This is a genomic window from Prochlorococcus marinus XMU1405, assembly GCF_017696275.1.
In the GTDB taxonomy this organism is placed as follows: Bacteria; Cyanobacteriota; Cyanobacteriia; order PCC-6307; family Cyanobiaceae; genus Prochlorococcus_A; species Prochlorococcus_A marinus_AB.
In genome coordinates, this window is record NZ_JAAORF010000003.1 from 202,160 (window position 1) to 226,971 (window position 24,812).

The 24,812-nt window shown below is 32.2% G+C and carries 29 protein-coding genes; 9 read left to right on the forward strand and 20 right to left on the reverse strand.

The features are described from left to right. Positions 1-3: 3 nt before the first annotated feature. From HA148_RS07055 to HA148_RS07090, 8 genes are all read right to left on the reverse strand, one after another. Complete coding sequence (locus HA148_RS07055) at positions 4-1,698, reverse strand: GumC family protein (protein WP_209131443.1); 1,695 nt, start codon at positions 1,696-1,698, stop codon at positions 4-6. A 25-nt stretch (positions 1,699-1,723) separates the two neighbouring features. Next, positions 1,724-2,872 carry a polysaccharide biosynthesis/export family protein gene (locus HA148_RS07060; RefSeq protein WP_209131445.1) on the reverse strand — a complete coding sequence of 383 codons (1,149 nt, stop codon included), beginning with the start codon at positions 2,870-2,872 and terminating at the stop codon, positions 1,724-1,726. Positions 2,873-2,941: 69 nt separating this feature from the next. Beyond that, positions 2,942-3,559 carry a transcriptional repressor LexA gene (gene lexA, locus HA148_RS07065; RefSeq protein WP_209131447.1) on the reverse strand — a complete coding sequence of 206 codons (618 nt, stop codon included), beginning with the start codon at positions 3,557-3,559 and terminating at the stop codon, positions 2,942-2,944. A 57-nt stretch (positions 3,560-3,616) separates the two neighbouring features. Then, positions 3,617-4,543, reverse strand: a complete 927-nt coding sequence (gene argF, locus HA148_RS07070) for an ornithine carbamoyltransferase (protein ID WP_209131449.1) — start codon at positions 4,541-4,543, stop codon at positions 3,617-3,619. A 28-nt stretch (positions 4,544-4,571) separates the two neighbouring features. Continuing rightward, entirely contained in the window at positions 4,572-6,434 is a 1,863-nt protein-coding gene (gene ftsH / locus HA148_RS07075) for an ATP-dependent zinc metalloprotease FtsH (RefSeq protein ID WP_002808237.1), read from the reverse strand. A 115-nt stretch (positions 6,435-6,549) separates the two neighbouring features. Next, positions 6,550-7,644: a bifunctional diaminohydroxyphosphoribosylaminopyrimidine deaminase/5-amino-6-(5-phosphoribosylamino)uracil reductase RibD gene (gene ribD, locus HA148_RS07080; protein ID WP_209131451.1), complete on the reverse strand. Its 1,095-nt coding sequence runs from the start codon at positions 7,642-7,644 to the stop codon at positions 6,550-6,552. Positions 7,645-7,659: 15 nt separating this feature from the next. Next, complete coding sequence (locus HA148_RS07085) at positions 7,660-8,160, reverse strand: DUF3122 domain-containing protein (protein WP_209131453.1); 501 nt, start codon at positions 8,158-8,160, stop codon at positions 7,660-7,662. Next, a complete protein-coding gene (locus HA148_RS07090; protein ID WP_209132202.1) occupies positions 8,135-8,416 on the reverse strand; it encodes a hypothetical protein in 282 nt (93 codons plus the stop codon). Before HA148_RS07090 ends, HA148_RS07085 begins: the two co-directional genes overlap by 26 nt. A gap of 53 nt (positions 8,417-8,469) precedes the next feature. Here HA148_RS07090 and cbiE point away from each other — a divergent pair, with 53 nt between their 5' ends. After that, positions 8,470-9,744, forward strand: coding sequence for a precorrin-6y C5,15-methyltransferase (decarboxylating) subunit CbiE (gene cbiE / locus HA148_RS07095; protein WP_209131455.1), 1,275 nt, complete (start codon positions 8,470-8,472; stop codon positions 9,742-9,744). A 12-nt stretch (positions 9,745-9,756) separates the two neighbouring features. Here the strand turns inward: cbiE and HA148_RS07100 are convergent, their stop codons facing one another. Further along, the gene (locus HA148_RS07100; RefSeq protein ID WP_209131458.1) at positions 9,757-10,665 is read right to left on the reverse strand and encodes an NAD(+) kinase; all 909 of its coding nucleotides are present in this window, start codon (positions 10,663-10,665) and stop codon (positions 9,757-9,759) included. Positions 10,666-10,735: 70 nt separating this feature from the next. Then, positions 10,736-11,743 carry a phenylalanine--tRNA ligase subunit alpha gene (gene pheS / locus HA148_RS07105; protein ID WP_209131460.1) on the reverse strand — a complete coding sequence of 336 codons (1,008 nt, stop codon included), beginning with the start codon at positions 11,741-11,743 and terminating at the stop codon, positions 10,736-10,738. A 68-nt stretch (positions 11,744-11,811) separates the two neighbouring features. Between pheS and surE the strand changes: the two genes are divergently transcribed. Beyond that, a complete protein-coding gene (gene surE, locus HA148_RS07110) occupies positions 11,812-12,621 on the forward strand; it encodes a 5'/3'-nucleotidase SurE (protein WP_025933853.1) in 810 nt (269 codons plus the stop codon). Here surE and HA148_RS07115 read toward each other — a convergent pair. Further along, complete coding sequence (locus HA148_RS07115; protein ID WP_025964920.1) at positions 12,601-13,134, reverse strand: DUF3611 family protein; 534 nt, start codon at positions 13,132-13,134, stop codon at positions 12,601-12,603. The two genes, surE and HA148_RS07115, sit on opposite strands and share 21 nt — an antisense overlap. Positions 13,135-13,202: 68 nt before the next feature. Between HA148_RS07115 and HA148_RS07120 the strand changes: the two genes are divergently transcribed. The 5 genes from HA148_RS07120 (at position 13,203) to HA148_RS09640 (ending at position 15,864) form a co-directional block, all read left to right on the forward strand. Continuing rightward, entirely contained in the window at positions 13,203-14,126 is a 924-nt protein-coding gene (locus tag HA148_RS07120) for a bifunctional riboflavin kinase/FAD synthetase (RefSeq protein ID WP_209131462.1), read from the forward strand. Positions 14,127-14,133: 7 nt separating this feature from the next. Further along, complete coding sequence (locus tag HA148_RS07125; protein ID WP_209131464.1) at positions 14,134-15,189, forward strand: thiamine phosphate synthase; 1,056 nt, start codon at positions 14,134-14,136, stop codon at positions 15,187-15,189. Beyond that, positions 15,179-15,388, forward strand: coding sequence for a sulfur carrier protein ThiS (gene thiS / locus HA148_RS07130; RefSeq protein ID WP_209131466.1), 210 nt, complete (start codon positions 15,179-15,181; stop codon positions 15,386-15,388). Before HA148_RS07125 ends, thiS begins: the two co-directional genes overlap by 11 nt. 109 nt (positions 15,389-15,497) lie before the next feature. Next, on the forward strand, positions 15,498-15,665 hold the full coding sequence (locus HA148_RS07135) for a hypothetical protein (protein ID WP_209131468.1): 168 nt from the start codon (positions 15,498-15,500) through the stop codon (positions 15,663-15,665). 67 nt (positions 15,666-15,732) lie between these two features. Next, positions 15,733-15,864 (forward strand): hypothetical protein, encoded by a 132-nt coding sequence (locus HA148_RS09640; RefSeq protein WP_257471649.1) that lies wholly within the window; start codon positions 15,733-15,735, stop codon positions 15,862-15,864. Positions 15,865-15,869: 5 nt separating this feature from the next. On the opposite strand, the gene larB is transcribed toward HA148_RS09640, so the two are convergent. From larB to ispF, 3 genes are read right to left on the reverse strand one after another with little or no spacing between them, the layout of a single operon-like run. Then, positions 15,870-16,526 carry a nickel pincer cofactor biosynthesis protein LarB gene (gene larB, locus HA148_RS07140; RefSeq protein ID WP_209131470.1) on the reverse strand — a complete coding sequence of 219 codons (657 nt, stop codon included), beginning with the start codon at positions 16,524-16,526 and terminating at the stop codon, positions 15,870-15,872. Then, complete coding sequence (locus HA148_RS07145; protein ID WP_209131472.1) at positions 16,523-16,969, reverse strand: TIGR03792 family protein; 447 nt, start codon at positions 16,967-16,969, stop codon at positions 16,523-16,525. Before HA148_RS07145 ends, larB begins: the two co-directional genes overlap by 4 nt. Beyond that, complete coding sequence (gene ispF, locus HA148_RS07150) at positions 16,966-17,466, reverse strand: 2-C-methyl-D-erythritol 2,4-cyclodiphosphate synthase (protein WP_209131474.1); 501 nt, start codon at positions 17,464-17,466, stop codon at positions 16,966-16,968. Before ispF ends, HA148_RS07145 begins: the two co-directional genes overlap by 4 nt. Before the next feature lie 167 nt (positions 17,467-17,633). Here ispF and HA148_RS07155 point away from each other — a divergent pair, with 167 nt between their 5' ends. Further along, positions 17,634-18,449, forward strand: a complete 816-nt coding sequence (locus HA148_RS07155) for a hypothetical protein (protein WP_209131476.1) — start codon at positions 17,634-17,636, stop codon at positions 18,447-18,449. Between the two features lie 327 nt (positions 18,450-18,776). On the opposite strand, the gene trmD is transcribed toward HA148_RS07155, so the two are convergent. Both trmD and era read right to left on the reverse strand, forming a co-directional pair. Continuing rightward, on the reverse strand, positions 18,777-19,559 hold the full coding sequence (gene trmD, locus HA148_RS07160; protein ID WP_209131479.1) for a tRNA (guanosine(37)-N1)-methyltransferase TrmD: 783 nt from the start codon (positions 19,557-19,559) through the stop codon (positions 18,777-18,779). Then, entirely contained in the window at positions 19,560-20,471 is a 912-nt protein-coding gene (gene era, locus HA148_RS07165; RefSeq protein WP_209131481.1) for a GTPase Era, read from the reverse strand. 38 nt (positions 20,472-20,509) lie between these two features. Here era and HA148_RS07170 point away from each other — a divergent pair, with 38 nt between their 5' ends. Beyond that, positions 20,510-21,037 carry a hypothetical protein gene (locus HA148_RS07170; RefSeq protein WP_209131483.1) on the forward strand — a complete coding sequence of 176 codons (528 nt, stop codon included), beginning with the start codon at positions 20,510-20,512 and terminating at the stop codon, positions 21,035-21,037. 51 nt (positions 21,038-21,088) lie between these two features. Here the strand turns inward: HA148_RS07170 and HA148_RS07175 are convergent, their stop codons facing one another. From HA148_RS07175 to ffh, 4 genes are all read right to left on the reverse strand, one after another. Further along, positions 21,089-21,826, reverse strand: a complete 738-nt coding sequence (locus HA148_RS07175; protein ID WP_011818901.1) for a Bax inhibitor-1/YccA family protein — start codon at positions 21,824-21,826, stop codon at positions 21,089-21,091. Between the two features lie 72 nt (positions 21,827-21,898). After that, positions 21,899-22,855 carry a PhoH family protein gene (locus tag HA148_RS07180; protein ID WP_209131485.1) on the reverse strand — a complete coding sequence of 319 codons (957 nt, stop codon included), beginning with the start codon at positions 22,853-22,855 and terminating at the stop codon, positions 21,899-21,901. 36 nt (positions 22,856-22,891) lie between these two features. Beyond that, entirely contained in the window at positions 22,892-23,257 is a 366-nt protein-coding gene (gene rpsP / locus HA148_RS07185; protein ID WP_209131487.1) for a 30S ribosomal protein S16, read from the reverse strand. Between the two features lie 54 nt (positions 23,258-23,311). After that, complete coding sequence (ffh, locus tag HA148_RS07190) at positions 23,312-24,781, reverse strand: signal recognition particle protein (protein ID WP_209131490.1); 1,470 nt, start codon at positions 24,779-24,781, stop codon at positions 23,312-23,314. Between the last annotated feature and the right edge of the window lie 31 nt (positions 24,782-24,812).

A 24,812-nucleotide genomic window follows, 5' to 3' on the forward strand; every position in this document is an offset into this window, starting at 1 on the left:
TTTCTATATAAAAAATATTCCATCAAATTTAATATTGAAAAATTTTTTCTGTTTCTCAATATGAATTAAATCTAATTCTTTTATCTTAAATTGCTCCATAATAAGTATATTTAAATCACTTGAAAGTAATTTCGAGTAATCATCATTGTCAGAAAAAAACGAAATATTTTTATTTTGAATATTTTTATTTATTTCTAATATTAAATTGTTAAAGTTTGAGATTTTTTCTGAAGAAATCTTACCAACTTTTATAATCTTGATCTTAGATGCAGAATTATTTTTAATAAATTTAGCGAAAAAAGCCTCTTCATCATTATTGAATAAATTTGATTTCAAGTCTATTACATCAATAATAGGCAGAGAAATACGATAAGCTATATTATCATTTTCAAAAATAATTCCTGATTTTCTTTCTTTAATAAAAAGGCCAAGAGAGGAAAAGAAAAATCCTAAGGCCAGGCCAAATAGACCTATTCTAGTTCTGCTTGGAGCTACAGGTTGATCTAGTAGCATAGGATTTGTAATTAATTCCCATGGATCTTCAAACTTTGCTTGTTCAAGTTTAATAAGTGCCAAATCACTTTCAAGTCTTACAAGAGTAGATTCATCTCTACTTGCTTCCCTAAGTAATTCTTTATATTTTAATAAAACACCTTTTGGTCGCATAGCAGCTTCCTTTAAAGCTTCTGCTTCCAATTTTGCTGCTTTTAAATATTTAATAGCTCTTGTTTTAAGAAGATCTATAGTTAAATCCCTTTTTTCTAATAATTTAATTATAGGTCGACTTCTATCTGTATATTTTGTACGTAATTCTACTAACTGATTCTCAATAACTTGTAATTCGTTTGGCGAATCTTTTTTGTTTAATCCTGGTATAGTTGATCCAATATATTGAAGGGTGTCTGTATCAGAGGGACTAATTTGATTAATTTTTTTTATTTTTAAATTAATTTTTCTAATTTCATTAGATGCTTCAACTCGAATATTTTCGACATTAATATTTGACAAATAAGAGAACTTAGAACTTAATGGATTCTGGAATTCTGTCTTCTCATTTAGCAAAGCGTTTTTATCTAAAAAAACCAAATCTTGATCGATTGCGAATTCTTGTGCCCTCTTTAGGGAAGTAGAGCTCTTTTCTTTATAAAAACTTATTTGCTCAAGTAAATATTCTTCTGTAAGTTTTTGATATCTTTTTTTGTTTTCACTAGAGTAATCTTGATATATTAAAGACATTTTTTTCAAAGCTGGAACAATTACTTTTTTATCTGTATCTCGATAAGCGATATTTAGAATGGAAGTATCATTCTCCAATTCAACTAGCAAGTTCTTTTTCCACTTTGAAAAAATTATTTTATTCTCTTCATCAATGTTTTTACTTGCATTAACGAATTCGTAAATCGGCATAAGCACTGAAGGACTTTGCAAAATACCAACTTTAGTTTTTAAATTATTTAATTCTTCATTTCCTATAATTTTCGAAAGGGGGCCTGAAGTCAAAAGTGGATTATTATTAATTTTATTTTCTGAATTTAATACAATTTGGAACTGACCTTCCCAAACTCTTTTTAAATTAAGGGAATAAATACAAGCGAATATGAATGTTATAAAAGATATAGCAGATATTATTTTCTTGTTCCTATTAAGGAAATTTAAAAAGACCTTTATATCAATCTCTTGATTATTAATATCATTCATATCTTGAAAAGATTTGTACATTAGATCAATCTGATACTGCTTTGATTAATCCATATGTAGAAAAAACACCTACAAATGGATTTGTAATTTCAGTTATTACTTCGGAAGTTGAGGTAAATATATTCTGACCAACATAAAGAAAATCTCCATCTTTCATGTAGGGATTTTTATAAGATCCCCTTTTTGCATTTCTCCTAAATGAAAATTTCCTTTTATCAACTGTTCCATCATTATTAAATCTTACAAAAGTTATAGGTCCTCTTACAATTTTGGCCCCACCAGCCATATCAATTGCATCATTTAAAGCTCCTGATCTAGAAATTTTCGTTAAACCAGGGTTAATGACCCTACCATTTACGAACACATTCACAAATCTAGAATTAAGAGATGAAGAAATAGCTTTTCTCAAGAGTTGATTTTGTGGCAAACTTGTTTTACCTATCTTTATAAGATCCGAATCATATATTCTTATGTTTTGACTGTTATCACCTTTGGTCAAAAGATCATAAAAATTTAAATTTGTGATTTTTTTACCACCACCTTCAGAAATTTTTTCTCTTCTTATAATTTTAATTTTTTCAAGATCACTATAATTTGTAATTCCTCCACTTGCTCTTATAGCATCAAAAACTGTTGGGAAAAAATCTGATTGATTAATTATTTTATTATCTTGAAAAGAACTATTTTCTTCTAATAAAAGATTATCACTACTTTCAACACCACTTCCTGAACCAACTGAAAAAGATCCTCTTAGGGTCTTTAATCCAGGGTTAACAACCTCTCCTTCAACAAAAACTCTTAAGGGACGATAACTAAGAACTGTAGTCTCAACATCTGGTGATTTGACAAACTTCAAGTAAGCCTCATTTAGTAATAAATTTAATTCATTAATAGATAGTCCATTAACGTAAACTCTCTTTAAGAGAGGTACATAAATAGATCCCTCACCATCAACTTGTACAGCTGCATTAAGTTCAGGTAAATCTCTTGAAATAATTATTTTAAGTTTGTCACCTGGTCCAATAATATAATCGTTGATAGGGCTAATTTTTAAAAAATCAACGGTTAACTGATTATCTTTAGTATTTGTTGAAGAATATACTAAAGGAGTATTAAGATTATTGGCTAACGTAAAAAGAAAAACAAAAGTGCAATATAAAAACTTATTTTTCAAATCTTAAAAGTATACTTTTGGTAATTATAACCTAATCACCAAACAAAGAAACTACGAAAAATCAAAAAATTATATTTTCCTCCATACTGCAAGCAACTTTCCTTGAATAACGACATCATTTGGACTTAATTCAATAGCTTCGTAAGATGGATTTGCTGCTTCAAGAAATATTTTTCCTCCTTTTTTAAAAAAATACTTTAAAGTTGTCCCTAAACCTGGAACCATTGCACTAACAATCGTTCCATTTCTAAGCGAGTACGAATCTGTAATTGGCTCCATCAAAACCATATCTCCATCAGCAATACATGCATCTATCATAGAGTCTCCATTAACTGTAAGAGCAAAAACATTTTTCTTCTTTAAAACATCAGAGATATCTAAATTTTCTTGAACATCAGAATAAGTTTCAATTAAACCTCCAGCTGCAACTGAACCCATTATTGGTACACCTTCAATAATTTCATCAACTATTTGCATTGTTCTAGCTTTTCCTTCTTGCCAAGATATATATCCTTTTTCTTGTAAATGCTTTAAACGACTTTGAATTGGAGCAGGAGATTTTAATCCCATAGCTTGCATCATTTGCCTAATGGATGGACTATGTTGAAATTCTTTCATGTAATTTTTTATCCATCCATATAACTCATTCTGAGCTTGGGTAAGATCATCCCCTGAGATAGTTCCCATAAAACAAATGTACTCTAATACATTTGTACCCTTTTATTGATTAGTTCGCAAGTATTCCTATTGAAGAATGCAAGATAAAAGAGCTTGTTGAGCATGTAATCTATTTTCCGCTTGATCAAAAATTCTACTTTTGTGACTTTCAAATATCTCATCAGTAATCTCTTTGGATCTATAAGCAGGAAGGCAATGAAGAATAATTGCATCTTTAGCAGCTTTACTAACTAAATCACTGTCAATAGTGAATCCATTAAAAACTTTTTCTTTCTCATCCTTTTGATTTTCTTCACCCATAGATGACCAAACATCTGTATAGAGAACATTTGCCCCTAAAACAGCACTATTAGGATCGTTAGTAATTTTCAACAAATTCTTATTTTTATATATTTCATATGCTTTATTGATCACCAAAGAGTTAGGTTCATAACCTTTAGGACATGCAATCCTAACTTCTACTCCTAATAACGCCCCACATAAAATAAGAGAATTTGCGACGTTATTACCGTCTCCAATAAATGTCAAAACTACTTCTTTAAAATCAAGAAATTCCTCTTTAATAGTTAAAAAATCAGCTAATGCCTGACATGGATGTTCTAAATCTGTAAGAGCATTTATAACTGGCTTCGTAGACCATTTAGCATATTCTTCCAAATTTGAATGATCAAATGTTCTAATTGCTATTACATCGCAATATCTACTTAGAACTCTTGCAGTATCTTTAATTGGCTCGCCTCTCTCTATTTGTGATGTTGTCGGGTTGAGGTCAATAGTGGTTCCACCAAGCCTAGTCATCGCAACTTGAAAACTAACTCTTGTACGAGTAGAAGACTTATCAAAAATTAATCCTAAAACTTTATTGTCAAGATCAATATTAATTTTTTTATTTTTAAAAACACTAGCAAGCTCTAAAATATGTAAAAATTCTTCAGTGGATAGATCCAAGCCTGACAAGAAATTTTTTTTAGCAAGCTTTTTTGGTTTTAACATCAATATTTCTAGATAGATCTAGATTGTACTATGCGGGCATTTTACTCTCTGCTAAGAGAGTTTTAAGATCCTCCCCCTCAATAACTTCTTCTTGGAGAATTTTTTGGGAAATAGATTCGAGTAGGGGTAAATTATTCCTTAAAATATTTAGTGCAGTCTCATGAGCATCATCAACGAGATCTCTAACTTCTTTATCTATTGCTTGAGCGGTAGCATCACTAACAGATCTTCTTGGATTATTTCCATTTCCTAAGAATTGACCCCCTCCCTGTTTGTCGTAAGCAAGCGGGCCAAGAATATCACTCATTCCGAATGTGCCAACCATTTGTTCTGCTATATCGGTAGCTCTTTGTAAATCATTAGAAGCACCTGTGGTTATTTTGCCAAAAACTACTTCTTCAGCAGATCTTCCTCCAAGAAGTGTAGCTATTTGTCCTTTTAATTCTTCTTTTGAATTTAAGAATCTTTCTTCAGTTGGCAATTGGAGGGTATAACCAAGTGCACTCATACCTCTTGGTACGATTGAAATCTTAGCAACTTTTGAGCCCCCAGGCATAAGATGACCAACTATTGCATGACCGACCTCATGGTAAGCAACAACTTTCTTTTCATCATCTTGCAAAACACGACTTTTCTTTTCCAGACCAGCAACAACTCTTTCTATCGCTTCACTTAAATCTTGTTGTTCTACACTTTTCCTTTTAGCTCTAGCGGCAAGTAAAGCAGCTTCATTTACCATGTTAGCCAAATCAGCACCTGCGAATCCACTGGTAGCTTGGGCAATTGAATCTAAATCTATGGAATCTGCGAGTTTAACTTTTTTTGTATAGATCTCTAATATAGTTTTTCTTCCGGATAAATCTGGTCTATCTACTAAAACCTGTCTGTCAAACCTTCCAGGTCTTAAAAGTGCCGCGTCAAGAACTTCGGGTTGGTTGGTGGCCGCAAGAACTATAACTGGCTTATCGGTTGAAGCAAATCCATCCATTTCAGTGAGTAATTGGTTTAAAGTTTGTTCTCTCTCATCATTTCCACCAACTACTCCCATAGATCCTGAGCGACTTTTACCAATAGCGTCTAATTCGTCAATAAAGATTATACAAGGTGCTTTTTTCTTAGCTTGTTCAAACAAATCCCTAACTCTTGCCGCACCTGCACCAACAAAAAGTTCAACAAATTCAGAGCCTGAAATAATGAAGAAAGGAACTTCTGCTTCTCCTGCAACAGCTTTTGAAAGAAGAGTTTTTCCTGTCCCTGGAGGGCCTACAAGAAGAACTCCTTTAGGTATTCTTGCACCAATGTCTGTATATCTCTCAGGTCTTTTTAAAAAATCAACTATTTCGGTTAATTCATCTTTAGCTTCATCAACTCCTGCGACATCAGCAAAAGTCACCTTTGATTCATCATCAGGGACGTAAACTTTAGCTTTACTTTTTGTAAAACTAAGAGCTCCTTGAGCACCACCGCCTCCCATGCTTCTTCTAGCAAAGAATTGTAAAACAAGGATAAAAATTAGAGGAGGAACAACCCAACTTAAAATGGTTGAAAAGAAATTAGGTTTCTTTGGAGGGGCAGCAGCAAATTCGACTCCTTTACTTTCAAGCCTTTGTGGTAGGTCCATATCGAAAATTGGGGTTGTTGCTAAAACAGAAGGTGCGCCCTCTTCAGCTCCATTTAACTCATATCTAATTTGTTCTTGTGTAATGTATGCACGCTTAACTTCACCATCGTTAACCTGATCAATAAATAGAGAGTAAGGAACTCTTGGAATTTGCATATTTTGATTAGGGAAAAGGCTACTAAACAAAAGTAATGCTCCAACTCCTATCAAAATAATATTTACAATTCCAAAACGTCTATTAGGTTGATTATCGTCTTGTCTTATCGGCATAGTTTATGTCAAGTTTGAACTTATTATAAACTAAACCATTAGTTTCCGTACCTGTAATGTTTTTTTTGGGTGAGAACCGTACGGTACTTTGACCCATAAAAATTAGTATTGAAATTTAATTTTTAAATCTACTCTTAACACATATGTCATTGCCAATCAAACTAACATCAGAATCACTTAGTTTGATAATTCCATGCATTTCTTCAAAATTAAAATCTCCCAAGGGATTCATACTATTCCCTCCACCTAAAATTTTTGGAGCAATAAAAGTAATAAGTTCCTGAATACAATTAGATTGAATAGCGGCAGTAGCCAATCTGGGGCCACATTCCCAAAGAACTTTATTACATCCTCTTTTTGCAAGTATTTTTGAAATTAACTCTGGATTATCTGATGATACCTTCTCAACATCAACACATTTTGGAATCCTTGAGAGGTAGCTTTCATTTGCTGTAGAAGAATCATAAATAACTAAAGTTTTTGCTCTATCACAATCCCAAAGATTAGCTTTTGAAGGGAGATCTAAACTTTTTGTGAAAACAACTCGCAAAGGCTCAGGATTTTTAGAACCTCTAGTAGTCAAAAGTGGGTTATCTCTTCTTAATGTGTTTCCACCAATAATTATTGCATCAAATTCTGCTCTAAAAGAGTGAACTAATGACCTTGATTCTTCATTAGTAATCCATTTACTTTGTCCATTTTTTAAAGCTATTCTTCCATCAATACTCATTGCCCATTTAAGAACACCAAATGTCTTTTTAGTAATATTCCTATGAATGAAAGCCTTGTTTAAATCTAATGATTCTTTTTTACATAATCCTAAGTGGACTTGTATTCCAGCTTCTTTTAGCAGCTTAATACCTTTACCAGAGACTCTTTTATCAGGGTCTTCAATAGATATATATACCTTTTTTATACCCGAGGATATCAGCTTATCTACACATGGAGGTGTTTTACCTTGATGGCAACAAGGTTCAAGATTTACATACATTGTTCCACCTTTAGCATCCTTTTTTAAATTATTAAATGCCATTGCCTCTGCATGAGGCATCCCTGCCTTGAAATGAAACCCTTCAGAAATAAGATTTCCATTCTTATCAAGTATCACTGCTCCCACCCTTGGGTTTGGACTCGTTGTATTTTTGCCTAAAGAAGCCAAAAAAATTGCTCTTTTCATCCATTTTGTATGGCTTACATTTTTTTCAGTCATCTCCAAAAATCAAATTCAGTTTATTGATCTCCACTCTTTAACAACAAAAGGAGGAACAGGTAACTCAGAAAAAACTCCCGACAAAGATAATCTTAATGGTCTATTTTTATCTAAATTTTTAATCAATTCATCAAGATCGAATTCTGCTGCAGCTTGTCTTCCATCATTTGCCAATTCAACATTAAGTAATGTTTTATCATCTAAAAGCCACTGTTTTCTACCTGATTCAACTCTCAAGTCAGTGGGATGATCAATCCTAAGATTTCCTGGATATCCTATTACTCTCAAGATCAATTTATCTTCAAAAAAAGGTGATTTATAAGCTACTAATTGCCAAGTTTCAAAGTCCAAATCTCTTAAAAACTCACTGCTAGCATTTATTAATTCTCCATTTATTTCTGTTTCTGCAACTTCTGCGGATACTGTCAATGGGTTAAAAATAAAGGATAGTAGTAAAATTAAAGGTAATATTTTTTTTAAAAAAAATTTTTTATTTGATTTTGTAATTTTCTTCATTTTCAGAATCCATAAGGGCATCAAGAGTAACAGCTGTTCTTACAATAGCTTGGTATCTTTTGATTATTTTACGATTTTTTTCTATAACTCGAGATAAATTCAAAGTGTCTTTTTCAGAATAGCTAGATGCTAAATCGTTAGAATCTTCTTCAATAAACTCAAATTCACTATCTTTATTTATCAGAGTTAATAATAAATCATGTAATCTCTTTCTTCTTTCAGACAATTGATTTATTATGAAAGCTCGAACAATCATAAGATAATTTAATAAAACATTCAAATAGATAAGTTTCTTTTAATTAAATATTCATGACTGAAAAAAAAAGAAAAATTCATATAGTAGGAATTAATTCTTATAAATTTGAAGATCTATCTTTCGAATTACAAAATCTATTTCAAGAGACAGTTTCTATTGCAGTTCCAAATTCATATTTTGAAGAAATAAAATCATGGAGCGAAAATGGTTTAGAAAAAAAGAAATTATTTTTTTCGAGCAACAGTAATAAGGAACTTGTTAACTGGCTTAGATCACAAAAAACTGATGTTATTTTAATTTCGAGAGGCGATCCACTTTGGTTTGGCATAGGGAGAATACTACTAGAAAATTTTTCAAAAGATGAATTAAGTTTCTACCCTTCAAATACTTGCATTCAATTAGCATTTAGTAAGTTAAAAATCCCATGGCAAGATACTGTTAACGTGAGTATTCACGGCAGAGATTCGAATAGGCTAGTAGAGGCTCTTAAAACAAGGCCTTCAAGTTTGGCTATTATTACAGATTCATATAACAAAAGTTTAGAAATAATCAAAAAAAACTTATTAGAATTAAATCTTATTGACTTCTATGATTTTTGGCTCTGTGAAGAGATTGGTTTCGAGAATGAAAAGATAAGAAAATTAAATCTTAAAGAATCATTACCATCTGATATATCAAGTTTGAACATTGTTGTTCTTATAAAAACAAAGAAAAATTACTCAAATAATAATCTCCCTCTTTTCGGAATCAGTGACCATATTTTTAAGACTTTTGATGATAGACCAAACTTATTAACTAAAAGGGAGGTTCGCGTTCAAATATTAGCTGCTTTAGAGCTCCCAAGAAATGGTGTCATCTGGGATATAGGAGCAGGTTGTGGGTCAATTGGTTTAGAGGCACTAAAGTTAAGGCCAAATTTAGATTTGTTTTGTATCGATAAAAGAATTGGCTCAAAAGAATTAATACTAGAAAACTCGAAGAGGCTTGACGTCAAACCAAAATTCATTTTTGAGGAAGACATAAATTTTACCTTGAATATGAATAATTTAAGTTCTCTTGAAAAACCTAATAGATTAATAATTGGAGGATGTGATAAAAAAACTAAACTCCAGATTATTAATAAACTTTCCCAAGATATGGATATTGGAGACATTATCGTTATCCCAATAATTAATATTCAAACTATTAAAGAATTGAAAGAGGAATTAGAAGATAAAAATTTCAAAACAAATTTAAATTTAATTCAGACCTATAAAAGCTTAAGTATTGCGGAGGGAATGAGACTAGAACCAAATAATCCCGTTTTTCTATTAAAAGGGAAAAAATAAATTTAAGTATTTTTATTTATCAGGTTTTGCCACATGGGGTAAACCCCAACCTAGTTTATTTCTTAAAACTTGGAAAAATTCGTGATCTTCAAGTCTAATAAATTTTACTGAGTGTTTACTTTTTCTTATTAAAACCCTATCTTCAGGCCAAACATAACAACCAGCATTGCCATCAACAACCATTACTAACCTTTCAGGAGTTGCAGGAAAAACAGTTACTGGCTCTGAATCATTAAAAACCAATGCCCTAGATGCCAATGAATGTGGAGCAATTGGAGTTAATTGCACGACTGGACAATCAGGTGTGATAACTGGTCCTCCAGCACTTAGAGAATAGGCGGTAGAACCAGTTGGAGTAGATAAAATTACTCCATCAGCTGAAATATCCACAGGAGCATGTCTACCTATAGAAATTTCAAAGTGACACATACTTGTTAGAGGTTCTCTATGAAGAGCCATCTCATTAAGGCAAAGAGACTCCCATCTCCTCTGATCATTCCTCATTACACTAATGATAAAGCAAGTTCTTTCTTCAATATCCCAATTTCCATCAATTATTTTATCTATAGCCTCATCTAGGTTAGATAAATAAGCTTCCGCAAGAAATCCTAAATGACCAGTATTTATTGTAAGAATTGGAATTTTAGCAGGTGCCGTTTGCCTTGCAGCAGAAAGTACAGTCCCATCTCCCCCTAGAACAATTGCAAATTCCATTGATGAATCAAACCCCTCAGGTACACAATTCGTATATCCCAAAGGACGAACATGTTGATCAGGATTTGCGAAACCAACCATCCCTCCAGAGCTACTAACTCTTACAACTTCAAAATTAGATTTTTCCAATTTTTTTTGAACAGAAGTTGCAGTTTGAACAGCTAGTTCCTTTCCATCATTAACGATTAGTCCTGCTTTACGTACCAACCAAAAAATTAAAACTAGAACTATCTTAAACTAATTTGTTGGACAATCCTAATTTAAGAATTAAATACTATTAGAACTGTTCTAAGAATCTAATATCATTTGTATAAAATTTTCTGATGTCGTCGATCTGATGTCTCACCATACAAAATCTCTCAACTCCTAATCCTGCTGCAAAACCAGTCCATTTCTCAGAATCTATTCCTAATTTTTCTAAGACCTTTGGATCAACCATTCCGCAACCCATTACTTCTAACCATTTACCTTTCCACTGAACGTCTACTTCTGCCGAAGGTTCAGTAAATGGGAAATAACTAGCTCTAAATCTTACAGGAATATCTCCAAAAAAGGCCTTTAAAAATGTAAGAACTGTTCCTCTTAAATGACTAAAATTAATGTCTTGATCGATACATAGAACCTCAACCTGATTAAATACAGGGGAATGAGTAGCATCTACTGCATCTCTCCTATATACTCTCCCGGGCGCAATAATTCTTACTGGAGGAGGATTCTTCTCTAAGTATCTTATCTGAACAGGAGAAGTATGGGTCCTTAAAAGTCGATTTTCATCTAAGTAGAAAGTATCCTGCATATCTCTTGCAGGATGATTTTTGGGTATGTTGAGAGACTCAAAATTATAAAAATCAGTTTCTATTTCAGGGCCACTTTCAACTGAGTATCCTAAACCACAAAATATATCTATTATTTCGTCTTGAGTTGAAATCAAAGGATGTTTATTCCCAGGGGGTGTTCCAATTGAAGGGATAGTTACATCAATTTTTTCTTTTTTAATCTTTTTATCTAAGGCTTGGCTGTTTAGTTTATTTTTTCTTTCAGTTATTAGTTCTTGCAAATTTATCTTTACCAAGTTTGCCTTCTGGCCAATAATTGGTCTATCAGTAGCAGATAATTGACCCATTGTTTTCAAGATGATTGATAAATCACCTTTTTTCCCTAGTAAGGAAACTCTCAATTGATCCAGTTCTTCATGAGTATTAGAATTATCTATATTATTTTTTGCTATTAGAGAAAGATTATTTAGTTTTTCCTCAATTTGACTTAATGATTCAATTTGACTCACTGATATAGTAAAAATAAGTATTGCTTTATCTTACTTAAATATCGTCCATAAATAAAATGTCTTGATTAATGAAACCGTTAAATATATTAATTAGTAATGATGATGGGGTTTTCGCGGCGGGAATAAGAGCTTTAGCAAAATCTGCCCAAAAAAGAGGACATAAGGTAAAAGTAGTATGTCCTGACCAAGAAAGATCAGCTACTGGTCATGGTCTTACTTTGCAATCCCCATTAAGAGTGGAAAAAGCTGACGAGTTATTTGGACAAGGAATTGAAGCTTGGGGATGTTCCGGCACACCTGCTGATTGCGTCAAATTAGCACTATCAGAACTCTTGGATCATAAACCTGATCTGGTACTATCCGGAATAAATCATGGACCCAATTTAGGGACAGATATTTTTTGTTCAGGCACAGTCGCTGCAGCTATGGAAGGCACTTTAGAAAATGTTCCTTCCATGGCAATAAGTGTTGCTAGTTTTAAATGGAAGAATTTTGAATTTGCTGGAGAAATTGCAATGAATATTGCCGAACAAGCAATTAACGATAGTTGGCCAGCTTCCCTTTTATTAAATTTGAACATACCCCCCTGCGAAAAAAACAAGATAAAAGAATTATCCTGGACAAGATTATCGGTAAGAAAATATAAAAATCAATTTTCTAAAAGGGAAGACCCGAGGGGTGATGATTATTATTGGTTAGCAGGTGAAGTTGTTTTAGATCTTAAATCGAAAGGTTACGGTCCTAAGAATTGGCCTAGCGATGTATCTCAAATACAAGAAAATAAAATATCTCTTACACCTGTAGAACCAGATTTATTTTGGAGAGGTAATTTAGATGACTTACCTAAAATTAATAATTCATTTGTAAATCCTTCTTAAAAGCCATAAAGAAAAGCAAAGTCCAAAAAAGTGAGCAGCGATAACTTGCGTGTTACTGAGAACTGATAATATTTCAAGACCAGTAATTGGGATATCAGATGTCGCTGTTATTAATTGTCCAGTCGTTTGAGAGGATGCTTGTATAAATAAGGCTCCCATAAGAGCTTGATATCCAATTAATCCAAACAAAATTCCAAATAAATCAACTACTAGTCCTCGTTTTATCAATTTACCGGTTTGTCCTCTTGATGGTCTTGCATTGCTTGCGATTGCTCTTCCTGTTCTAACTATTAACCAACCTTGCCAAAGACTAAAAAGTAGTAAAATCAGGGATATTGTTGTAAGTGATAGACCAGGCGCTAAGCCAAGCTGTCCTTCGCTGTTATTTACAACATTTGAAAAAAGCAATACAGCTGCAACAACAACACCTAAAATGGACTGAACCCAAAAGCGTATCCATCCAATGCGCCGCATTCCAAATGAAAGGGACTGAAAATCCATTTTGTCAGACATTCATTTGATTGAATAAACTGTAATCAATCCAAATTTGCCACTAAAATCATAAAATTGCACGTAATCTTTTGATCTCTTTAATATCGCCATCTGAAGTTAAGAGTCCTACCTCAATAGCTATTGGAAGTTTTGATGGCCTTCATGCTGGCCACAGACAATTAATAAAAAGTGTAGTTGAAGAAAATCAATATACCCCAACAATTGCAAGCTTCTGGCCTCATCCGAGAGAAGTTCTTTACAAAGAGATGCGACTTAGACTTGATCTCCCTAATGAAAAACTATCTATTCTTGAAAATCTGGGGATTGAACAATTAGTTCTGATTCCTTTTGATATGGAACTATCCAAATTAAGTGCAGAAAGATTCGTAAGAGATATTTTGATAAATCAACTACAAGCAAAAAACATTTCTGTAGGTGCTAATTTTAAATTTGGTTTCAGAAGAAGTGGAGATATAAATACAATAAAAAATATGATTAAGGATACAGATATTAAACTAAAAATTATTCCAATTTTAGAAGACAAGGAAGGTAGAATCAGCAGCAGCAGAATAAGAGATCTATTAGAGAAAAGTGATCTGAAAAATGCTTTCAAAATTCTTAATAGGCCTTATAGTTTTAATGGAAAGGTTGTTAAAGGTAAAGGAATTGGAAAAAGTATAGGATGGCCTACCGCAAATCTTGAAATAGATGGTAGAAAATTTTTACCAGGAGAGGGAGTTTACGCATCTTGGACAACCATAGAAAATTCCAACAATAAAATTGAATCTGTTATGAATCTTGGCTCTCAACCAACAATAAATCCTTTATTGCCATCTGCAGTTGAAGTTCATTTAATAAATAAAGATATCAATCTATATGGTTTAAATCTATCTGTTGAACCAGTTGAAAAACTTAGATCGCAAATCAAGTTCAACAATATAGATCAACTTTCTAATCAAATTAAAAAAGATAGAGATAATGCTCTAAAAGTTTTTAAAAACTACAAAAAATAAATTACAAATGCTGAATTCCAATACTAAAGACGCTGAAGATTTAAGAATTTATCAAATTATTGACGCTAATTTAGATAGAGCCAGAGAAGGACTAAGAGTATTAGAGGATTGGGCTAGATTTGGACTAGGCAAAGAAAAATATGTTGAAAAGATTAAAAATTTTAGACAAATTTTAGGAAAAAATCATTTAGAAGTTTATAAACAATCAAGAAATCACATTGAGGATAAATGTAAAGGATTGACTCATCAAGATCAATTCAACAGAAAAACTTCTGAGCAAATTATTAGTTCTAATTCAGCTAGAGTTCAAGAAGCATTACGAGTCATAGAAGAATTCTCAAGGGCGCAGAATCATGAACTTTCAAAAATCGCTTCTGAAATTAGATATGAAATTTATACTATTGAAATTGACTTATTGAGTTATGGCAAGTTTAAGAAGTCGGAGGAAATATTAAGAGAAAATGATTTATATGTAATCACAGATCAAAAAGACAATTTATTAGAAATAATTGAAGAGATTTTAATTGCTGGAGTAAGAATTATTCAACATAGATTTAAAACGGGAACTGATCAAGATCATCTTCAAGAAGCAATTCAGATTAAAAATCTATGTAAAAGATATAATTCTTTGTTTATCGTTAACGATAGAGTTGATATAGCTCTGGCATCTAACGCTGATGGGATTCATCTTGGTCAAGACGATTTAGATTTAAAAACCGCAAGAAAACTATTAGGTTTCTCAAAAATTGTCGGTGTAAGTGCAAATAATGCAATTGATATTTCAAATGCTCTTAAAGATGGTTGTGATTACATAGGAATAGGGCCAGTATTTGAAACTACAACAAAAAAGAATAAAAAACCTTTAGGTATTGAAAATATCAAAACATTAACAAAGGATTTAAATATTCCTTGGTTTGCTATTGGCGGAATCAAGTCAAATAATATTTCATATTTAAAAAGTAATGGGTTTAAAAAAGTCGCCTTAGTTTCGGAATTAATGAATTCTGAAGATCCTAAAGAAGACGCTATGATGATTCTAAAAAAATTGTCTCATGAAAATTAGGGTAAATGGAGAAGAAAAAAAAATAGAACTTGATAAAGAAAATGCTCTACTATCTACAGCTCTTCAACTTATGGGTTATAAACCAAACACAATTGTAGTGGAGTTAAATAATTTAATTATAAATTCAATGAAATGGGAAAAAGTGAAACTTAAAGATGGGGATAATTTAGAAATAGTTTCAATAGTTGGTGGTGGGTAAAAGAAAAAACTGATATATCAAAATCTTCATATTTTTTTAAGTTTAAGCTTGAAACAATAACCATTTTTTTTCTGTTTTCGTTTTATATTCTTAATACTTAAATATATCAATGAAAGAAAAATTCGATAATAATTCCAGATCTCTTAAATGGGAACAAAATGGAGAGTTGGCACACAAAGACCTTTCTGAGTTAATAGAAAGACTAAAAAATGTAGAAAGTGAACATACATCTTCTGAGCTTTCGAGATTAGGTACAAAATCAAACACAAAAAATTAAATTTGTTACTTAGATCTTGTTTTTATGAAAATTTATACCAAATTATAGTTACGGAATATAAAAATAAATGCCTAAAAGATTTCCAGAGTGGATAAATACAGAAGTCGTAATTAAGGCAATCAAAATGAGAGAGGAAGGAATGCTTTCAAAACAACTTAATTTATGGATAGAAAACCTGTTAGAAATAGAAAAAAAGTAAATCGACTAGGAAATACTTTTAATAATTCTCAGAGCTGCCATTGCGGCTCCATAACCATTATCTATATTCATAACTGCAATACCTGGAGAACAACTTGACAACATGCTATTTAAAGCAGTTCCTCCATCCTTGCTAACGCCATAGCCGACTGAGACAGGAACTGCAATTATCGGTTGTGCAAACAAACCTCCAACAACAGTTGCCAAAGCTCCCTCCATTCCAGCACAAACTATTAATACATCATATTTATTAATCTCCTCTAATTGACTAATTAATCGATGAAGACCAGCTACTCCAACATCTATAAAGGATTGACAAATCACTCCATAAATTTCAAGAGATAATTGAGCTTCAAGTGTTACTGCCAAATCACTTGAGCCTCCAGAAATTATGGCAACTTTTTTATTTGTATTTATTTTATTAATATTTTTTCCAATTATTAGGCAATTTGCATCTTCATAGAATCTTGCTTCGGCATACAAATCTAAAAGATAATTAGCCTTTTCACTATTAATCCTAGTAATGAAAACAACCTCATTTTTACTTAAAACATTTTCAGATAATCTCTTTAATTGGTGGATACTTTTATCTTGCCCCCAAATAGCCTCAATGAGTCCAAGTCTCTCTCTCCTTTGAAAATCAAACTTTATATCAAAATTCATCTTTGCTTATCTAACTCTCCTTCATAAATTAATTTAAAAGGATTTTCTCTTACATTTAGAGCAGTTTTAACATTATCTTCAAATTTCTGTTGGATTACATTTACTTCTTTCATTGGTATGCTTTTCCATAATTTTTTACTTTTCCAATTCACCAATATTAAAGCTTCTTCTTTTTCTTTATCCCAAAATAATTGTCTTCCCAAAAAACCATCTTGAGAAGATAACCATGGCTCCCATATTTCTTTTTCAGCATTCAACCATGCTGCTTTTAAATCGGCAGGGACTTTAAGTCTTAATTCCTCTATGACCATTTCACCTTGATAATTATCCATAGTAAGAGCTTTTAAATTGGGAATATCAAATTGGAAGATTAAAACTACTAAGCATATTAAAACTAAACAAAATCTTTGAAATTTTTTTTTCAAATTTAAATTTAATTTCATTTTTTCTCAAGTAGTACTACTGAATGGCAACTTATACCCTCTTCTCTTCCTTCTGGACCCAATTTTTCATTAGTAGTTGCTTTAATACCAATTAAATTTTCATCAATATTTAAGATCTCAGAAATGTTTTTTTTCATTAGTTTTATATGTGGCATCATTTTGGGTCTTTCAGCGACAAGAACACTATCAATATTATTTATTTCCCAACCATCTTGTCTTATAAAGTCAATTACTTTTGATAACAAAAACAAACTATCAGCATTTTTCCATTTTTCATCGGATGGGGGGAAATACTTTCCTATGTCTCCCAGCGATAATGCACCCAATAATGCATCCATTATTGAGTGACTTAAAACATCAGCATCACTATGACCATCCAATCCTAAATTTTCAGGATGATGCAATTTCACACCTCCAATAATTAAATCTCTATCCTCTACTAATCTGTGAATATCGTATCCATTTCCGATGCGAAACTTTGGAAAATTATTAGTCATGCTTCCTAAATTCTCTTATCACATAAATCTTACAGTTTAAACCTATAAACACTCCTAAGAAATGATTATTATCTAAACACTATAGCAAACTTAATAATAAGTTTTTTAAATAACAATAAAAACATCAGCGGTAATATCTATAATTTTTTTTAGATTGTTTGCTAGAAATGAAATTTATAGATTCTTTGAAGGTAGCAACAAAAGAATTTATAAGAAATTTTGAGGATGATAAAGATAAGGTTCAACCTCCTTATGGAAATCAATATAATTCAAGAACCTCCCAAAAAACATCAAACACTATTGCAAATTTAATAATGCAAACAGACAATGATATTTTTGAGAACATTAAAATTTTTGACCAAAAAAGAAGGATTAAATTTCCTCATGCATTTTCTGCAGATTGGATAGATATGCTTTATTTGATAGGAGTATTAAAATTAACTACTCCAAAAAAAATTGTGGAATTAGGCAGTGGAGTTAGTACTTGTGCAATTGCAAGTGTTCTTTCCAAATTAAATTATAAAAGTGAATTTATTTCTCTTGATGATTCAAAAGAATGGGGAGACTTAACAGATTCATTAATTAATTCATTAATTTCATTTCAAAACTGCACATACAAACAAGTTATTTCCCCTGTAAAAAAATATAAAGTTAACAATATAGATACACTCGGTTATGAACATTATCCTCAAGGATTCTGGGATTTTATTTTGATTGATGGTCCACCTCTTGATAAAGCAAATTGCTCATTAGATCCGATAAGATCAAATTCAATTACTGACCAAACAATAATTCAAATAGATGGAAGAAACTATAATGTAAAATATTTGTCTGAATGCCTTAAGGTAAGTAAAGATTCTGACTGGAAAAGATATAGATTTGCCTACCCCTGCGATGATACTATTTTTATAAATGTCAAAAATAGAAATTTTTCTGAATTCCTTTCATTATTTAAAGGTTCTTTAAATGACTCTCTGCTTTAAAATTTTTGCAGTCTAAAACTTTTATCATAGAAAATTAAATTAATTATCTAAGTAAATAAGCTAAATGATTTTTCTAGTCTAAAAATAATCTTTATTGATGTAGTTAATTAAACAATCTTACTTTTTAGAATTATATTGCAGATAATATTCAATTATTTTTCTTAATTTAGAAAAAAAATTTTTATTATTTATATTTATTATTTAAATTTTCCCTTTTTAGATAATTATCTGTAACTTTATTGTGATTTGTAATTTCTGGTTCGTTTGAAGAAACTTAATCTGTGACCCATCTGTAATTTGTATATTACCACAAGAACCCAGTTATAACTACCAATCAGGGTAAATGTCGTATTCATTACCTATTCTAAATTTCATGAATTGATTATATTCTTTTATTATTCTCTTACTTTGTGGGGATTTTTTGTAGTTTTCATTTGAAATTAAGTCGCTTCTTCTCTCCAATGTTCTTTCAATACTTTTTCGTTTTCTCCATGATTTAATCTCTTCATGATTACCGCTTACTAAAATATCTGGCACTTTCATATCTTTAAAAGTTAACGGCCTCGTATATTGAGGATATTCCAATAAAGAAGCATTATGACTCTCATCAACTAAGGAGTCTGGATCACCAAGAGTTCCTGGTAATAATCTAGTCAAGCCATTAATTATTGAGATAGCGGGTATTTCACCCCCAGAAAGTACGTAATCGCCAATCGATATCTCTTCATCAGCTAACCGCCTAATCCTCTCATCAAAACCTTCATATTGACCACAAATAATTATTATTTGATTCAAAGTGGACCATCTCGCAAGATCCTTTTGCTTTAAGACTTTACCCTGTGGGGTCATCAACAAAGTTTTACTTTTAGGTGATTTTTTAATTGATTCATATGCTTTATATATAGGTTCAGGTTTTAGTACCATTCCTGCTCCTCCTCCATAAGGCTTATCATCTACTTGTCTGTAAGAACCTTCACCATATTCTCTCAAATCATGTAAATTTAGATCGATCAAATTCTTATCTAAAGCTCTTGTTATAACCCCTAAATTATTTATTAATTCAAAAGCTTTAGGGAACAATGTAATTACATCAAAATTAAAACTACTCATCTAGAAATCTTCCTCATAACCAAACTCAATTAACCTTGATTCTTTTTTTCTCCAATTTGGAACAACTTTCACAAACAACTCTAGGTGAACTGGACCATCAATTAATTTTGTCATATTTGATCTTGCTGACTGACCAATCATTTTTAACATTGAACCTTTCTTTCCAATGAGAATGCCTTTTTGAGTGGACCTTTCAACAATAATGGTAGCCAAAATAGCTGTAAAAACTTTTCCATTTTTCCTTTTCATTTCCTCCCTCTTTTCTATCTTTACTGCGACACTATGAGGTACTTCTTCTCTTGTATTTTTTAATACCTGTTCTCTTACTAAATCAGATAATAAGTTATCTAATGGTTGGTCGCAAATCGTCTCTTCGCCATAAAGCTTTGGTCCCTCAGGAAGAAAATTAAAAGCCATGTCGACTAGTTCAGAACATCCTTCTCCTTGAGAAGCACTTACAACTTGAAAGTTTCTATTAATTCCAAAAAATCTTCTATATTGATTTAATCGTAAATTCCTAAATTCTTTATTAACCAAATCCCACTTATTTAATGCAACAATAAACTCAGTTTTATTTGCGAGTAGAAAGTTCAAAATATATTCATCACCTCTACCAGGTTCTTCACTTGAATCAATTACAAAAATTACCATATCAACTCCATTAATTGCAGATTTTGCGTTTTTTACTAATATCTCTCCAAGTCGATGATGAGGTTTATGAACACCTGGCGTATCAACAAAAATTATTTGCCCATTGACTGTAGTAAGTATTCCTTTTAGTTTATTTCTAGTAGTTTGCGCTATTGGAGAAGTAATTGTTATTTTTTCTCCAATCAATTTATTTATTAAAGTAGATTTACCCACATTTGGCCTTCCTAGTAAAGTTACAAACCCAGATCTATAATTGGCCAAAGACTTTTAATGCATCAATAATAAAATTCTGATCAAAAATGGAAAAAAAAACCATAAATTTAAAAGAAGCTTCTTTCACTCAAGCAATAAACATATCAGCACAATGGTGCAAAGAGTGGGGTGAAGATTTACTCAGCGAAGAGGTTTTAGCAGATAGAATCGCAGAGCTAACTAAAACAAGAAATGGACTTAGAGGATTTTTTGCATACGCTTTATCAGATAAAGATTGTTTTTTGTTAGATAAACTTCCTTTTTCTCTAATTTACAAACTGAACGAAGGTGGTGATGCTGTAACAGAAATAGTAGTAAAAAATTTAATAATGAGTTCCGCTCAAATTATTATTCATCGAAGAGATAATAATCATGAATATGAGATTTCATCGGAAAACATTTCAGATAGATGTAAGGCTATTTTAAGATTGCTAGAAACTAAGTCAGTTACAAAGTCTGTCAATCAAGTTCTTGGAGACTTAGATGATATGGGCAATAGTTTTGATAATTCAGTAAAGTATGACTCAGAGCAAAAGGAATTTATAAAAAAACAAATTCGTGATATAGCCCATTAAAAAAGCGTAGAAATAAATCTACGCTTTAGACTAGTTATTTAAATAATGTGTTTAGTCTCTTCTTCCACCGCCTTGAAGTGCAATCATTAATCTCAATATAAAAACAAAAAGATTTATATAAGTTAAATACATACCCAAAGCTCCTGCAAGGTATTGATCGTCATTATATCTTCTTGGCATTGTATAGAAATCAACAAAAGACATTGCAACAAATAAGACAGTTCCAAATCCTGCAATTATCAATTCGAGTCCTGAACCTCCAAAAACTCCTGGAGCAAAGAATCCTCCAATTAATTGGACAAACATTGCTATAAGCAGACCTATCAATCCAAGACCAACAACACCGCTTAGTGCTTGACCTACACTATCACTCATTCTTTGGCCAGTGTAAGAGGCAATAACGAAAGTTATACCAGTAGCTAAGGCAGCTGTTCCAACCGAACCAATACCAATTGTTCCTATTGCTAAAGCAACTATTCCACTTAAGGTGAATCCAGTTAACAAACTAAATCCTGTCAACAAGGGTAGGGCCTTCGCATTATTTGCATTATTTGCAGCACTTGTGGCTATAAAAAACAAAATCAATTCTGCAATTAAAGCAACTATTGATAGAGGCTGGAAAAGCCCAGGATTTGTTGCTATGAGTGAGACACCTGCTAAAACGCCTAAAGAAGTTAGAACCATACCTCCACCAACGTAAGGTAAAGCTTTTTGAACAACATTAGGTCCAACAATTGAACTAGTTTGTGCTTCACGAATAGCTTGATTGAAATTACTACTTGCTGGCATTTTTTTTTTAAATATGGACTTATTCTACTCGATTTTTAAAATTTCAGGGTACGGATCTCCAGAGTTATGAAGTTATTGATAAGCCTCAATAATTTTCTGAACTAAAGGATGACGAACTACATCTTCAACAGTTAAATAACAAAATTTTATACCTTGAGTTTTAGAGAAAATTCTCGATGCTTCAATGAGGCCACTTTCCTGATCTTTTTTTAAATCAATTTGTGTATTATCTCCATTTACAACCATTTTTGATCTCTCTCCTAATCTGGTCAAAAACATTCTCATTTGAGAGCAAGTAGTATTTTGTGCTTCATCCAGGATAACTATGGAGTTGTCTAAGGTTCTGCCTCTCATAAATGCCAAAGGAGCAACTTCAATAATTCCCTTATCAATTAAAGAATTTGTTCTGTCAATCCCGAAAATACTATGTAAAGAATCAAATAGGGGTCTTAAATATGGATCTACTTTTTGTTGCAAATCACCAGGTAGGAATCCCAAACTTTCACCAGCTTCTACTGCTGGTCTGGTTAAAACAATTTTTTCAATTTTTTTCTCGTTCAATAACCTTGCCGCGCAAACAGTTGCTAAAAATGTCTTACCAGTTCCAGCAGGGCCAATTGCGAATGTAAGATCAAAGTTTTCAATAGATTCAACATATTCTTTTTGCCTTATAGTTCTTGGTCTTAAAAATCTTCCTTCTTTGGAACGCGCAAGAATTTTTTTTCCAAGTTCAGCATGTGAAGAAGATTCGCCCATATTTAAAGAACTTAAAGCCGCTTTAAGATCTACCTCTGGGACTTCTAACCCTTGTTCCCAAATTGGTCTTGTTAGTTCCACTAATGCTGAGGCTCTCTCAATTTTAGATATGACACCGTTCATCTCAAGTTGTAAGCCTCTTATAGTTAGAGAAACTCCTGTAAGAGATTCAAATTTTTTTAAGAAAGAATTACCAGGTCCAGATAATGCTGTAGCGGCATCAGAGCTTGGCAAATCTATTTTGAAGTGACCAGTTTTGGAAACTTCCTTCATCTAGTTATTTTATAAGAATAAAAATTTATCAAATTACTAGCTTTCAGCTTCATTACTCTCGCTTTCAGCTTTACTACTATCATTTTCTTCATCTTTAGTTTTAGCCTTAGCTAATTTTTCTTTATCTAACTTTGCTTTACCAATTGCGATAGAAGGTCTTTCTGTTTTTTCTAATAGCCCTCCCTTTTCTAATAAAGTTCTCACAACATCAGTTGGCTGAGCACCCTGAGTAAGTCTTGTTCTTAAAGCTTCTGTGTCAAGCCTAGTTTCCTTAGTTCTTGGATTATAAAAACCTAGTTCTTGTAGAGGTCTACCATCTCTTCTGGAAGTACTATTGCATGCAACAATTCTGAAACTTGCCTCTTTTTTCTTTCCAAAGCGCTTAAGGCGCAATTTAATCATTTTAAATTAATGCGTTTTTAATAATAATATCATTTAAAGGTAAAAATATAGAAACTATAAATCTGCAAAGCCTTTTTTCTTTTTATTATTTTTTTGTTTTTTCATTGGCTTATTACCACTCATTCCTCCCATTCCTGGCATTCCTCCCATTCCTGGCATCCCTGGCATCCCTCCCATTCCTGGCATTCCTCCCATTCCTGGCATTCCTCCCATTCCTGGCATCCCTCCGTTCGACATTTGTTTCATAAAGCCTCTCATTCTTTGAAAGTCAGCTAATACTTTATCTACATCTTTTGCCTCATAACCGCTACCCTGAGCGATTCTTTGTCTTCTTGAAGGGTGAGCAGCAAGAACCTCAGGTTTTTGTTTCTCCTCAAGAGTCATTGAAGAGATCATTGATTCTATTTTCTTAAGTTGATCTTCTCCATCTTTTATCATCCCATCATCAATTTTATTCATTCCAGGAATCAATTTAATCAATCCCCCAAGTGATCCCATCCTTTTAATTAATCTCATTTGCTTAACAAAATCATTAAAATCGAAAGTCGCTTCTTGAAGTTTCTTTTGCATCGCTTCTGCATCAGCAAGTTCAACTTCTTTTTGTGCTTTTTCAACAAGTGTCAATACATCGCCCATGCCTAAAATTCTGCTGGCCATTCTCTCTGGATGAAATGGTTGCAGTGCCTCTATTTTTTCACCTACACCTATAAATTTAATTGGTTTACCACTTATTTTTCTTATTGATAAAGCAGCTCCACCCCTTGAGTCACCATCCAACTTAGTTAATATGGCCCCTGTGATTCCTACTTTTTCATGAAATGACTTTGTTAAGTCTGCAGCTTCTTGCCCAATCATTGAATCAACAACAAGCAAAACCTCATCAGGATTAGAAACTTCTTTTATTCGAACCATTTCACTCATCATGGAGTCATCAATTTGCAATCTTCCTGCGGTGTCAATTATTATCGAATTAAAATCATTTTCACTAGCAAAATTCAATGCATCCTTTGCGATCTCTTCTGGTTTGCTATTTTTTTCTTTAGCTGAAAAAACTTCCAAGTCATATTGACTTCCCAATGTTTTAAGCTGCTCAACAGCTGCTGGTCGATAAATATCTGCAGCCACCAAAAGAACTTTTTTATCTTTTTCCTTCAAATAAAGTCCTAATTTTCCTGTTGCAGTTGTTTTGCCAGCTCCCTGAAGTCCAGCCATCAAAATGACTGTAGGACTATTTTCATTCTCGTTTAAGGGAGAATTTTCATTCCCCATAATATTAATCAATTCTTTATTTACAACTTCTATAAATTTTTGACCTGGGTTTACACCCCTAACTACTTCTTCTCCAATTGCTTTATCCTTGACATCTGATATAAATTCTTTTACTACAGACAAACTAACATCTGCATCAAGGAGTGCTCTTTTTACCTCCTTCAAGGCATCGTTAATATTATTTTCACTAATTTTTGCTTCGCCTCTTAAACCCTTTACTGCGTCTTCAAAGCGTGAAGAGAGTTCATCAAACATTATTAAAAAGTAATTTTAATTATTATAGATG